Raw genomic sequence first — 12,378 nt, forward strand, 5'->3', positions numbered from 1 at the left:
TGTTGCGGCTTGCCTTATGACTTACTCTGATAGCGCGTGGCGGCGCGGCAGCTGGCTAAGCCTGCTTATCGGCCTGCTAAGCTTCGCCGCTTCCGCCCAAACGTCCTCTTCCCTGACTTTTCGCACGCTCACGGCGGCCCAGGGCCTGTCGGAAAACAGCGTGTACGGCATCGTGCAGGATCGGCAGGGCTTCCTCTGGTTTGGCACCCAGGATGGGCTCAGCCGCTACGACGGCGTCGAGTTTCGGGTGTTTCGCAACGACCCCCAACACGCGGGCAGTCTGAGCAGCAACTTCATCTTATCATTGGCCGAGGATAAGCAGGGCCAGCTGTGGGTGGGCACCGGCGGGGCGGACTCTGCCGCTATAACCCCGTGACGGGCCGTTTCCGCGCCTTTGAGTACGAGCCCAACGACGTGAACGGCCTGGCCGACAACTTCGTGCGCGTGGTGTACTGCGACCGGCAAGGCCAGGTGTGGGCCGGTACGGAAGGCGGTCTGCACCGCTTTCAGCCCACTAAAAACCATTTTCAGCGCTTCACGCACGCGGCTACTTTTCCCGAGAATCTGCGGCGCAACTCGGTGCGCACCATCACTGAGTCGTCTTCCGGGGCGCTGTGGGTAGGCACTGGGGAAGGCTGCCTTAGTCGCCTCGATGCCCGCACCGGCCAGCTGGAGGCCGACCCGCGCTGGACCGCCACCAGCGCCATTACCGCCCTGCAGCCCGACACCAAGGGCGGCTTGTGGGTGGGCACCGAAACCGACGGCCTCTGGTATCTGCCCGCCACGGGCAGCCGGCAGGCCCTGGGGCAGCAGGCGGCCGGACCCGGCGAGGCCATCCGGGCCCTGTTTCTCGACCAGCAGCAAGACGTCTGGATTGGAACTAACAAGGGGCTGGTGCGCTACAACCCGGTTGCCAAGGTCTTTACCACTTACCGGCACCAGAGCGGCTCAGCCCATACGTTGCCCGATAATGTCGTCCTGTCGGTATTCCAGGACCGCTCGGGGCTACTCTGGGCCGGAACGGAAGGCGGCATCAGCAGCTTCGAGGCCCGGCCCAGCGCCTTTGCGGCCTACCCCGGGCTGGCCGGCAACCCCAACGGGCCGGTCTGGGCCGTGTGTGAAGGAGCCGGCGGCATAGTATGGGTGGGCACCGAAAGTGTGGGTTTGGTGAGCTACAACCCCGCTACCGGGCAGCGCCGCCAGTTTCGGCACAACCCCCAGGACCCCGGTAGCCTGAGCGAAGACTTCGTGCGCGCCCTGTGCCTTGATAGGGCCGGCCGCCTGTGGGTGGGCACCCAGAGCCAGGGCCTCGACTGCCTGGAGCCCGGCGCCACCCGCTTCGTGCACTACCGCCACAACCCGGCCGTGAAAACCAGCCTCAGCGAGGATTTTATCCGCACTATTTACCAGGACCCCCAAGGTCGGCTCTGGGTGGGCACCGAGGGCGGGCTGAACCGCTTCGAGTCTGCCCAAAACGGCTTTACCAGCTTCCGGAACGTGCCCGGCGACCCACACAGCCTGAGCAACAACTTTGTGCGCGTGGTACATCAGGACCGCGCCGGCCTGATCTGGGTGGGCACCGGCGGGGCGGGCTGTGCTGCTACAATCCCGCCACGGGCCGGTTCACCGCCTTCCGAACCGACGACCGGAACCCGCGCAGCCTGAGCAGCAATTTCGTACGCTCTATCCTGGAAGACCACACCGGGCGGCTGTGGGTGGGCACTGAGGGCGGTGGCTTCTGCCGCCTCGACGACCCCAAGCGGGGCGTGTTTACCACGTTTCGGGAGCCCCAGGGCCTGCCCAACGACGTGGTATACGGCATTCTGGAAGACCGGCAGAATAATCTGTGGCTATCCACCAACAAGGGCTTGGCCCGCTTCACACCCTCCAGCGGGCAGTTTTACACCTTCGACAACCGGGACGGGCTGCCCTTCGATGAGTTTAACGCCGGCGGCTACTTCGCCAGTCCCACGGGTCGAATGTACTTTGGCGGCGTGCAGGGGCTGGTCAGCTTCAACCCGGCTGCCGTGCGCACCAACGCCGTGCCACCCCGGTGGTGCTTACCGGCTTCCGCAAGTTCAACCAGCTCGTAGAGCTCGATACCAGCATTACCGTGCGCCGCCGCATTGAGCTGGCCCCAGCGACTATTTCTTCTCCCTGGAGTTTGCGGCCCTGAACTTCCGTTTGCCGGAGAAAAACCGCTACGCCTACATGCTCGAAAACTTCGACCCCGACTGGGTGCAAGCTGGTACCAAGCGCGAGGCCACCTACACCAACCTCGACCCGGGCACCTATACCTTCCGGGTGCGGGCCACCAATAACGACGGTATCTGGAACCCCAGGGCACGGCCCTGACCATCGTGGTGCAGCCGCACTGGTACAGCACCTGGTGGTTTCGGGTGCTGATCAGCTGGGTGTTTTTCGGGCTGCTGTTTCTGGCCTACCGCCTGCGGGTGCGGCAGCTGCTGGCCCTGGAGCGGGTGCGGCACAACATTGCCCGCGACCTGCACGACGACATGGGCTCCACGCTTAGCAGCATCTCTATCCTAAGCCAGATTGCCCGCACCCACCAGCATAATCAGCGCACCGAGCAGGCCACGGCGTTGCTCGACCAGATTGGCGACTCTTCCCGCCGCATGCTCGACGCCATGGACGACATCGTCTGGACCATCAACCCGGCCCACGACTCGATGGAAGACGTGGTGGCCCGCATGCGCAGCTTCGCCTCCGACGTGCTCGAAGCCCGCGGCATCGACTTCACCTTCCGCGCCGACCCTCCGTAACCGGTCTGCGGCTGAACATGCGGGCCCGGCGGGAGTTTTTTTTGTTGTTCAAGGAAGCTGTAAACAACCTGGCCAAGTACGCCCAGTGTGCCCAGGCTGCCATTTCCCTCCGCTACGAAAACCACCGCCTGGTACTCACCGTGCAGGACGATGGTGTGGGCTTCGACCCCAGGCTCCGGCCCAGGGCGGCGGCAACGGGCTGACCAATATGCGTAGCCGGGCGGCGGTCATGAAGGGCGTACTCGATATTCAGACCGCGCCTGGGCAGGGCACGGTGCTGCAGCTGAGCGTGCCGCTATAAAGCTGATTCTGAGTTGGCAACCCTGTGGGCAGTTCAACTGCGAGCAAGCTGCTCACATTATTATGTAGGCGCAAGCAGGGCCGTTAGCCCCGTATCTTTGCCATTGCCAAACCCTCTAGCTGTACCCCATGGAAACCCCCACGCGCGTCCTGATTTACGAAGACAACTCTGACCTGCGGGCCAGCCTTAGCCAGTTGCTCGCCGGCTCGCAGGGGCTAGAGCTGGTGGGGGCGCTAGGCAATTGCACCCAGGCTACCACCGACGTGGCCCGCCTCACGCCCGACGTGATTCTGATGGACATCGATATGCCCGGCATCAACGGTATTGAGGGTCTGAAGCGTATTAAGAAGGCCGCGCCCCAGGTAAACGTGGTGATGCTGACCGTGTTTGAGGACAACGACCGGGTGTTTGAAGCCATCTGTGCCGGCGCCGATGGTTACCTGCTCAAGAAGACGCCTCCCGTGAAGCTGCTCGACGCCATCGGGGAGGTGCGGCTCGGCGGCGCCCCCATGACGCCCGCCATTGCCCGGCAGGTGCTGCGCCTGTTTCCGCGCTCCAAACCGCCGGTAGCTACCGCCACGGATGAGTCGCCGGCCAACCTGAGCGCCCGGGAGCAGGAAATCCTGGGGCTGCTGGTAGAAGGCTACAGCTACAAGATGATTGCCGCCGACCGGGGCATCAGCATCGACACGGTTCGCTCCCACATCAAGAAAATCTACGAAAAGCTGCACGTGCGCTCCATGACAGAAGCTGTATCGAAAGCTCTGCGCCAGGGCCTGACCTAAGGCTTTTACTTCCGGGTAATCACATGATCATGTGATTGACTAGCGGGCCAAAAAGCAGCACCTTGAGTACGACCAATGACCCTGCCGAATCCGTCATGCAGAGGGCAAGCAGAGCCATTGGGTGTTACCTCCAAATTGTCGGGAGCCATGCCAAAACCACGCCGCCAAGTGCTGATAGTGTTAGTAGGTCTCTGGTTGAGAGGCCGTCCGGCCCTAGCCTGAGCAGCGGCCTTCTTCCCGCGCGCCAGGCTCTCCGACATCCGCCGCCCGATTTCCGGTCTCACACCGCCGGAAGTCGGGCGGCGTAGTTTTTACGGCTCTAGGGCCAGCCGGCAGTTTGCTCTTTCTGAGCTGGAGTCGCAGATTTTTAAGACGATTCTTGCTCCGGGCGGTTATCTTCGGAATTCAAATACCGGTTGGAGCGCCTCGCTATGCAGATTTTACGCAATACTTCCTTGGAGCAACTGTTCGTTCTCGATATCGAAACAGTCCCCTGCGTAGGCTGCCACGATGAGCTGAACGACATGCTGCGCCTGCTCTGGGAGCATAAATGCCACGCCCTACGCCGCGAAAAAGGCTGGAGCTCATCGCGTCTTGACGTGGAAGAAATGCCGTCCCACCTCGAAGCGGCCTCCTTGTTTGAGCAGGCGGGCATCTACGCCGAGTTTGGCCGGGTGGTGTGCATTTCGGTGGGCTGCTTCACTTTCGACAAGCAGGAGGAGCAGTGGCGCTTCCGGGTGAAAAGCTTCGCTGACCACGACGAGGTAACGATGCTGCGCGAGTTTTCGGCCCTGTTGGCGCGCAAGCCTAACTACCTGCTCTGCGCCCACAACGGCAAGGAGTTCGACTTTCCTTACCTGGGCCGCCGCCTGCTCATCAATGGGCTGCCGCTGCCGCCCCAGCTCGATGTAGCCGGCAAGAAGCCCTGGGAAATTGCCCACCTCGACACGATGGAGCTCTGGAAGTTCGGTGACCGGAAATCCTACACGTCGCTGTCGTTGCTGGCGGCCATGTTCAACATTCCCACGCCCAAAGATGACATTACCGGCGCCGACGTAGCCCGCGTGTACTATACCGACAACGACCTGCCGCGCATTGTGCACTACTGCCAGAAGGATATTATTACCACGGCCCGGCTCCTGCAGAAATTCCGCGGCGAACAGCCCTTTGCCGACGAGGCCGTCATCTACGCCGACGGGATAAGTGCCGTGATGAAGCGCGTATAGCGTCGTTCTCGCAGCCTATAGTACAGTTCGCCCAGCCCTTGCACGCAGGGGCTGGGCGGTTGCTTTTCAGGGGGCTTAGCGCTGAACAGGTTGAGTCGTAGAATTTTATACTTGGAACTATGTATTACTATTTGAATAAAAATTAGTACTATTAACTATCAACCACGTTAAAACTTTACGAGTATGCATCAGAACCTACTGGAAGAAGTCGAAACGTACTTTACGGGTAATACCGTAAGCCAAACCAGCGTAGTGGTGGGCGAGAGTGAGGAGGGAGTGCGCAAAGCGTTAGGTAAGATTACTCCACTTGTTCTCAGTAGTTTCATGGGTCGCGCCGAGCGGCCCGGTGGTCCGGAAGTCCTCTGGACCCTAACCCACGAAGCCGCCGAATCGGGCGTGCTGCCCAACCTGCTCACGGCCGACACCCTGCACCGTCGCTCCGACCTGATGCGGGCCTTGCTCGGGGAAGCCTACGGGGCCACCGTGGCCCGTATTGCCACGGCCACGGCCATCAAGCCTTCGTCGGTAGAAACGCTGCTGGCTATCGTGGCTCAGGCCGTACTGCACCGCTTGGCAGGCTACGCGGCCCTGCACGACATGAACCCCGAGGAGCTTTTTAGCTTTCTGAAAAGCCAGCGGAGTCAGGTGCTCGAAGCCATGCTGCCTGGCAGCTCAGTGAGTCCTTTCCAGGCCGAGCCCGATGCGGCACGCCCGGCGCGGCCCCAGGAAGTAGCCAGCACTAAACTTGAGCCGAGCGCAGGCACCTGGGCTCCAGTGGGTGGGGGCCACACCTACAGCGCACCCACTGCCGCACCAGTCGAAGTACCAGTTCCGCCAGCCTCCCGCTGGGCCTGGGTTCTGGCCCTGGTCTTGCTGGGAGCAGGCGTCGAGTACTTAGTGATGCGCAATCAGTCCGGAACTGGCCGGGTGAGTCCGGCCGCCTTGGGTTTGACCAGCGCCGTGGCGGCTCCGGTAGAGAATAACGCGGCTGGCTCTAAACTCAGTGCCGAGTCGATTTTGCCGACTGCTCCCGGCGGGCACTACGATGCGGCTCTCGACACCTACATCTACGACCCGGGCCGGCCCGTGACCCTGACAATGATAGACGGCACCAGCCAGACGGTGGGCGTCAACTCCACGGAAAACCGGCTTTACACCTTCCTGGCCAGCCCTACTTTGCAGGTGGACCCCGTAAACCGGACCAAGGGCTGGATCAACTTTGACCGGGTGAACTTCGATGCCCGCAAGGCCACGCTCACCGATGAGTCGCGGCAGCAGCTGCGCAACGTGGCCAGCATTCTGAAGAGCTTTCCCAATGCGCACGTCAAGATTGGCGGCTACACCGACAGCACCGGCCACTGGATGGCCAACATGAAGCTCAGCGAGGAGCGGGCCAACGCAGCTATGTCGGAGCTGGTAGCCATGGGAATAGGAGTGGGTCGGCTGGAAGCCAAAGGCTACGGCGGCAAGTACGGCGTAGCCAGCAATGCCACACCCCTGGGCCGGTCCTTGAACCGCCGGATCAGCATCCGGGTCACCCAGAAATAAGCGTTGGCGCAACGGGCAGAAAAACAGAAAGAGCGGCCCGCGAGCCGCTCTTTCTGTTAGCTAACCGGATGGATTCCGGCTTACTTGAATACTTCGCTAAATAGGCCCGGCAGGACACCCAGCAGCACCGTCAGCAAAGCCAGCAGCACCAGCACCGCCGACTGGAACCCACTCACCTGAATAGGAGCGACAGTTTCGTCTTCGGCTGGCTGCATATACATGGCAATAATGGGGCGCAGGTAGTAGTAGATGCTCACCATCGACATAACGACGGCGAATACCACCAAGCCAATGTAGCCCCGGTCAATAGCCGCGCCGAAGGTGAAGAACTTGCCGAAGAAACCGCCGGTGAGCGGAATGCCGGCCAACGAGAGCATGGCCACGGTCATCACGAAAGCCAGCAGCGGGTTGGTCTTAGCCAGGCCGTTGAAGCTGGCGTAATCCTCGCGCTGCCGCTGATCCGAAACCAGCTTGAGCACAGCAAAGGCCGCTACCGTGGCAATGGAGTAAGCCAGGGAGTAGAAGAAAATAGCGTTGGCCGAAAGCTTGCCGTTCACGGCTACCAGACCGATGAACAAGTAGCCGGCGTGCGAAATGCTGGAGTACGCCAGCATCCGCTTGATGCTCGTCTGAGCCACAGCACCCACGTTGCCGATAAGCAGCGTCAGGATGGTAATGGCCATGATGGTCGGAACCCAGAAGCCTTTGGCGGCGAAGAAGGCTGCCATCAGGAGCTTAAAGAAACCGGCGAAACCAGCGGTTTTTACCACCGTGCTCATGAAGGCCGTGAAGAAGGTAGGCGTGCCTTCGTACACGTCGGGCGTCCAGTAGTGGAAGGGCGCGGCCGAAACTTTAAAGCTGATACCAATGAACATGAGCAGCATGCCGATGTAGAGCATGGGCTGCAGTGAAGCATTGGCGGGATTTACAATGCCGGCATTAATCTGGGTGAGCTGGAAGGTGCCGGTAGCACCGTACACCAGCGCAATGCCGAAGAGCAGGATGCCAGTGGCAAACGAGCCCATCAGGAAGTACTTCAAAGCCGCCTCGTTAGAACGCACGTTGCGCTTGTCCGAACCAGCCACCACGTACATCGACACGCTCAGAATTTCAATGCCGACAAACAGCATGAGCAGGTTGTCATAGCTCACCATCATAATGGCGCCTACGAGCGAGAAAAGCAGCAGGGAGTAATATTCGGCCAGGTTTTCCTGCCCGTCACGCACGTACTTTTCCGAAAAAGGAATCAGCAGCAGCGTCGTCAGGACCACGATGCCGGTGAAGGCCACCGAGTACCGGTCGATAGTAAGCATGTTATTGAAATACGACTGGGCGTCGGCATTCCAATCAATGAGGTTCACCCCGAACACCAGGGCCAGAATGACCATAGCAGCGGGCAGCAGGATCTTGTTAGACTTCAGGAACCCGAAGAACAAGTTAACGATGCCGAGAACGGAGAGCAGAATGATGGAGGTCATGTCGTCGGGATCAGGGCTTAGCGATTTGCGTGATGATCTGCAGCACGGCAGGCTCCGAGATGCGCAGGAAGGTATTGGGGAACAGGCCAATCCAGAACACCAGCACAATCAGGGGTACCAGCACGGCCAGCTCGCTGCCGGTCAGGTCCTGAATGGTCGAAGTAAAGGAGGTTTCGGGGCCCAGCATCACGCGCTGGAACATGCGCAGCAAATACACGGCCGCCAGAATGATGGTAACACCGGCCACGGCGCCCAGCCAGGGGTTGTACTGATACACGCCAGCCAGTAGCAGGAATTCACCCACGAAGCCGTTGGTCAGCGGCAAAGCCACCGTGCCTAGCAGCAGCACCAGGAAGCAAACCGACAGAAGCGGCGTGTGCTTGGTCAGACCACCCAGCTCGGCAATCTGGCGGGTGCCGGTGCGGCGCTGGATAATGTCGCCGATAAAGAACATGCCGACCACGTTCACGCCGTGGGCCAGCATCTGAATCACGGCACCCTGCAGGCCCATGAAGGTGAGCGAGAATACGCCGGCGGCCATCAGGCCCACGTGCGACAACGACGAATAAGCAATAAGCCGCTTCATATCCTGCTGGCGGATGGCGATGATAGCGCCGTAGATAATGCCGATAACCGCGAGAATCATCACCAGCTTACCCCACTGGCTTGTGCCCAGCGGCACCACCGGCAGCAGCCAGCGCAGCGTACCGTAGATACCCATTTTGAGCATAATGCCCGAGAGCAGCATGGTGGCGGGCACGGGGCTTTCGGTGTAGGTGTCGGGCTGCCAGGTATGGAAGGGGAAAATCGGCATCTTCACGGCGAAGGCAATGAAGATCAGCCAGAACAGCCAAGCCTGCTCCCCGGCCGACAAGGTCAGGTTATAGAAAGCAGCAATGTCGGAGGAACGGACGCCGCCGTTGGCCCCGGTCTGGAAGTAGAGGTACACGAAGGCGGCCAGCATAAACAGCGAGCCGATGATGGTGTACAGGAAGAACTTGAAGGTGACGGCAATGCGGCGCTCCGAGCCCCAGACGCCGGCCAGGAAATAAATCGGAATCAGGGCTACCTCCCAGAAGAAGTAAAACAGGAAGGCATCCAGTGACACGAATACGCCAATCAGGCCGGTCTGCATGAACAGAATCAGGGCGTAGAAAGCCGAGGCATTGGGGTAGTCGTGGCGGAAGGAAGCCAGGATAATGAGCGGCACCAGAAACGTGGTGAGCAGCACCAGCAGCAGGCTTAGCCCATCCATGCCAATGTGGAAGTTGATGCCGGCGGAGGCTATCCAGGGCAGGTTGACCCCAAACTGGGAATAAGCAGCCTGGGTATTGCCCGGGGCCATATTCGTGGAAGCCGACACGGCGGCAAATACGGCCACGGCGAATTCCAGCAGGGCCGCGCCGAGGGCCATTACCCGGGCCGCATTGCCCTTGGCAAAGTGCAGCAACAGGGCCGCCGCGACGGGAAAGAAGAGTAAAAAGGCAGTCAGCATACTTTATTCAGATGCAGATGAAGCCGGGGAAATCTTCCACGCCGGCCGTCCAGAGGAAAGCGTTAGAATTGGAAGACGTTCAAAGCCAGAATCAGCACGATGCCGACGACCATCAGAATCAGGTAGAGGCCTACGTAGCCGGTTTGCACGTAGCGCAGCAGCTGCCCGCCGCCCAGCGTGACGCGGCCGAAGCCATTGACGATGGGGTCGATGATGCCCTGCTCCACGTAGCGGTACAGGCCTTTCGACAAGCCCATGACGGGCTGCACGAAGAGGGTATTGTAGAGCTCGTCGATGTAATATTTGTGGTAGACCAGGCTTTCCGGGGCCGAGCGTTGGGCATCGTCCTCGGCCGGGCGCACCCGGCGACTCACGTACTGCACGTAGGCGAAGAGGATACCCAGCACGCCGGCCGCTACCGACAGGCCAATGAGCATCAGCTCCGTGCTGTGGTCCAGCTCCGTGGCAAAGGCCTCGGGGTTCAGGGCTTTCGAGTAAGTAAACAGCGGGGCCAGGTAATCAGCCAGGTAGTGCTTGCCCAGGAACATCGGGGCACCCATAAAGCCCCCACGGCGGCCAAAACAGCCAGGATAATCAGCGGCAGCGTCATCGAAGCCGGCGACTCGTGCAGGTGGTGCTTCTGCTCCTCGGTGCCACGGAACTCGCCGAAGAAAGTCAGGAACAGCAGGCGGAACATGTAGAAAGCCGTCAGGAAGGCCGTCAGCAAACCGATGCCCCAGAGAATCTTGTTGTGCTGGAAGGCGTGCTCCAGGATTTCGTCTTTCGAGAAGAAACCCGAGAAGGGCGGGATGCCCGAAATAGCCAGGCAGCCAATAAAGAAGGTGAGAAAGGTAATCGGCAGGGCTTTGCGCAGGCCACCCATGCGGCGAATATCCTGCTCGTTGCTCATGGCGTGAATCACGGAACCGGCCCCCAGGAACATCAGGGCCTTGAAGAAGGCGTGGGTCAGGACGTGAAACAGCGAAGTGCTGTAGCCCATAACGCCCAAAGCCAGGAACATGTAGCCGAGCTGGGAAACCGTGGAGTAAGCCAGTACTTTCTTGATGTCGTTCTGGGCCAGACCAATGGTGGCGGCAAACAGGGCGGTGATGCCGCCAATCCAGGCTATAACGTGGAGCGTGTCGGGGGCCAGGGTGAAGAGTACGTTGGCCCGCAGCACCATATAGATACCGGCCGTTACCATGGTAGCGGCGTGAATCAGAGCCGAAACTGGGGTGGGGCCGGCCATGGCGTCGGGTAGCCAGGTGTAGAGCGGCAGCTGGGCCGACTTACCCATGGCACCCACGAAGAGCAGCAGGGTAATGGCCGTCACGACGCCCGTGCCGATTTGCAGGGTCGAGGCCTTGTAGAAAACCTCCCCGTACTGCACGGAGTCGAAGGTCAGGTAAATCAGGAAGATACCGAGCAGGAAGCCCAGGTCGCCGACGCGGTTGATGATGAAGGCCTTCTTGGCGGCGTTGTTGTTGGCCGTTTCCTTGTTCCAGAAGCCGATGAGCAGGTAGGAGCAGAGCCCCACGCCTTCCCAGCCAATGAAGAGAATCACGAAGTTGGCGCCCATTACCAGCACCAGCATGCTGAACACGAACAGGTTGAGGAAGGCGAAAAACTTGCCTACATTCTCGTCGTGGTGCATGTAGCCGATGCTGTAGACGTGAATCAGGAAGCCCACACCCGTCACCAGCAGCAGCATAACCAGGCTGAGCTGGTCAATCTGGTAGGTGAAGGGAATCTGCATCGTGCCGACCGTAATCCAGTCGAAGAGCTTCACCGTGTACGCCTGGTGGGCTGTGGCGCCGGGCGCCAGCCACTGAGCCGTGGGGTGCAGGAACTCCCAGAACAGCGTTACCGAAATCAGGAAGGAGCCCAAGACCATCAGGCTGCTGATGGCGCCGGCTACCGTGCCCGAGAGTTTTTTGTTCAGCAGGCCATTGATGAGAAAACCCAAAAACGGCAGCAGCGGAATCAGCACGTACAGCAGCGTGGAGAAAGGGGCGCCGGCTGCGGGTATTACAGTTTCTTGCATAAAGAGTATGCTATAAGAAAATCGTCTGTCATCCTGAGCCTGCGAAGGATCTTATGCGGTTGAACGGGTCGTTCTAGCGTGATAAGGTCCTTTGCAGGCTCAGCATGACAGGCGAGTTATCATTACCACTTAAGACGGTTAAGCAGATTGACGTCGGTATTCTGGAAGTTGCGGTAAATCATCACGATGATGCCCAGGCCCACCGAGACTTCGGCAGCGGCCACGGCCATGATGAAAAACACGAAAATTTGTCCGTTGGGGTCGGAGCGGTAAGCGGAGAAAGCCGTCAGCAGCACGTTTACGGCATTGAGCATGAGCTCCACGCACATAAAGATGATAATGGCATTGCGCCGGGTTAGCACGCCCGTTACGCCGATGGCAAATAGCGCCGTGGCGAAGTATATGTAATACTCAAGCGGGACGGTGCGAATGACTTCCGGGATGGTCTGTTCCATGCAGTGGGGTCAGCGGACAAGGCAAAGAGGCCCAGCCAAAGCTCAGCTGGGGTGAATTAGCTGGCAAAGGTATCCTGAAAATCGGTAAATCCACAGGGAAAAGTACAGTTCCGGCCGTTCCGGCAGCCTGCCTGAAGGTGGTAAGGCAGGAATTAGAAACAATTAATGCCCTTGCCGGCCCAAGCGCGGTGAAGCATCTTGCATAGCGCTGTGGTAAGGGCCTTGATTACCACTGCCCACGAGTCACGCCGCTGTGGTTGGCA

The 12,378-nt window shown here is 59.9% G+C and carries 12 protein-coding genes and 1 pseudogene; 9 read left to right on the forward strand and 4 right to left on the reverse strand.

Annotated features, from left to right (window positions below):
• Positions 1–16: 16 nt before the first annotated feature.
• The 9 genes from MUN79_RS08715 to MUN79_RS08755 all read left to right on the forward strand — a co-directional run bounded on the left by MUN79_RS08715 (position 17) and on the right by MUN79_RS08755 (position 6,643).
• Complete coding sequence (locus MUN79_RS08715; RefSeq protein ID WP_244677307.1) at positions 17–376, forward strand: ligand-binding sensor domain-containing protein; 360 nt, start codon at positions 17–19, stop codon at positions 374–376.
• Positions 373–1,665, forward strand: a complete 1,293-nt coding sequence (locus MUN79_RS08720; protein WP_244677308.1) for a ligand-binding sensor domain-containing protein — start codon at positions 373–375, stop codon at positions 1,663–1,665. Before MUN79_RS08715 ends, MUN79_RS08720 begins: the two co-directional genes overlap by 4 nt.
• A 50-nt stretch (positions 1,666–1,715) precedes the next feature.
• Positions 1,716–2,093, forward strand: coding sequence for a two-component regulator propeller domain-containing protein (locus MUN79_RS08725; RefSeq protein WP_244677309.1), 378 nt, complete (start codon positions 1,716–1,718; stop codon positions 2,091–2,093).
• A 91-nt stretch (positions 2,094–2,184) separates the two neighbouring features.
• Positions 2,185–2,355, forward strand: a complete 171-nt coding sequence (locus tag MUN79_RS08730) for a triple tyrosine motif-containing protein (RefSeq protein ID WP_244677310.1) — start codon at positions 2,185–2,187, stop codon at positions 2,353–2,355.
• Between the two features lie 5 nt (positions 2,356–2,360).
• The gene (locus tag MUN79_RS08735; RefSeq protein WP_244677311.1) at positions 2,361–2,783 is read left to right on the forward strand and encodes a histidine kinase; all 423 of its coding nucleotides are present in this window, start codon (positions 2,361–2,363) and stop codon (positions 2,781–2,783) included.
• 17 nt (positions 2,784–2,800) lie between these two features.
• On the forward strand, positions 2,801–2,986 hold the full coding sequence (locus tag MUN79_RS08740; RefSeq protein WP_244677312.1) for an ATP-binding protein: 186 nt from the start codon (positions 2,801–2,803) through the stop codon (positions 2,984–2,986).
• Positions 2,987–3,212: 226 nt separating this feature from the next.
• On the forward strand, positions 3,213–3,869 hold the full coding sequence (locus MUN79_RS08745) for a response regulator (RefSeq protein WP_244677313.1): 657 nt from the start codon (positions 3,213–3,215) through the stop codon (positions 3,867–3,869).
• Positions 3,870–4,300: 431 nt separating this feature from the next.
• Positions 4,301–5,095 carry a 3'-5' exonuclease gene (locus MUN79_RS08750; RefSeq protein ID WP_244677314.1) on the forward strand — a complete coding sequence of 265 codons (795 nt, stop codon included), beginning with the start codon at positions 4,301–4,303 and terminating at the stop codon, positions 5,093–5,095.
• 183 nt (positions 5,096–5,278) lie between these two features.
• Entirely contained in the window at positions 5,279–6,643 is a 1,365-nt protein-coding gene (locus MUN79_RS08755) for an OmpA family protein (protein WP_244677315.1), read from the forward strand.
• An 80-nt stretch (positions 6,644–6,723) separates the two neighbouring features.
• Here the strand turns inward: MUN79_RS08755 and MUN79_RS08760 are convergent, their stop codons facing one another.
• The 4 genes and pseudogenes from MUN79_RS08760 to nuoK form a co-directional block, all read right to left on the reverse strand.
• A complete protein-coding gene (locus tag MUN79_RS08760; RefSeq protein WP_244677316.1) occupies positions 6,724–8,121 on the reverse strand; it encodes an NADH-quinone oxidoreductase subunit N in 1,398 nt (465 codons plus the stop codon).
• Between the two features lie 10 nt (positions 8,122–8,131).
• Positions 8,132–9,616: a complex I subunit 4 family protein gene (locus MUN79_RS08765; RefSeq protein ID WP_244677317.1), complete on the reverse strand. Its 1,485-nt coding sequence runs from the start codon at positions 9,614–9,616 to the stop codon at positions 8,132–8,134.
• 62 nt (positions 9,617–9,678) lie between these two features.
• Positions 9,679–11,660 (reverse strand): annotated as a pseudogene (nuoL, locus tag MUN79_RS08770) (NADH-quinone oxidoreductase subunit L).
• Between the two features lie 122 nt (positions 11,661–11,782).
• Entirely contained in the window at positions 11,783–12,115 is a 333-nt protein-coding gene (gene nuoK / locus MUN79_RS08775) for an NADH-quinone oxidoreductase subunit NuoK (RefSeq protein WP_100339108.1), read from the reverse strand.
• Positions 12,116–12,378 lie beyond the last annotated feature (263 nt).

This window comes from Hymenobacter cellulosilyticus, assembly GCF_022919215.1.
GTDB lineage: Bacteria > Bacteroidota > Bacteroidia > Cytophagales > Hymenobacteraceae > Hymenobacter > Hymenobacter cellulosilyticus.

Excerpts from the sequence above, each read along its gene's own strand:
- MUN79_RS08715 (WP_244677307.1), top strand. The coding sequence starts at position 17 with ATGACTTACTCTGATAGCGCGTGGCGGCGCGGCAGCTGGCTAAGCCTG.
- MUN79_RS08760 (WP_244677316.1), bottom strand. The coding sequence starts at position 8,121 with ATGACCTCCATCATTCTGCTCTCCGTTCTCGGCATCGTTAACTTGTTC.
- MUN79_RS08765 (WP_244677317.1), bottom strand. The coding sequence starts at position 9,616 with ATGCTGACTGCCTTTTTACTCTTCTTTCCCGTCGCGGCGGCCCTGTTG.
- MUN79_RS08750 (WP_244677314.1), top strand. The coding sequence starts at position 4,301 with ATGCAGATTTTACGCAATACTTCCTTGGAGCAACTGTTCGTTCTCGAT.
- MUN79_RS08755 (WP_244677315.1), top strand. The coding sequence starts at position 5,279 with ATGCATCAGAACCTACTGGAAGAAGTCGAAACGTACTTTACGGGTAAT.
- nuoK (WP_100339108.1), bottom strand. The coding sequence starts at position 12,115 with ATGGAACAGACCATCCCGGAAGTCATTCGCACCGTCCCGCTTGAGTAT.
- MUN79_RS08745 (WP_244677313.1), top strand. The coding sequence starts at position 3,213 with ATGGAAACCCCCACGCGCGTCCTGATTTACGAAGACAACTCTGACCTG.
- MUN79_RS08740 (WP_244677312.1), top strand. The coding sequence starts at position 2,801 with ATGCGGGCCCGGCGGGAGTTTTTTTTGTTGTTCAAGGAAGCTGTAAAC.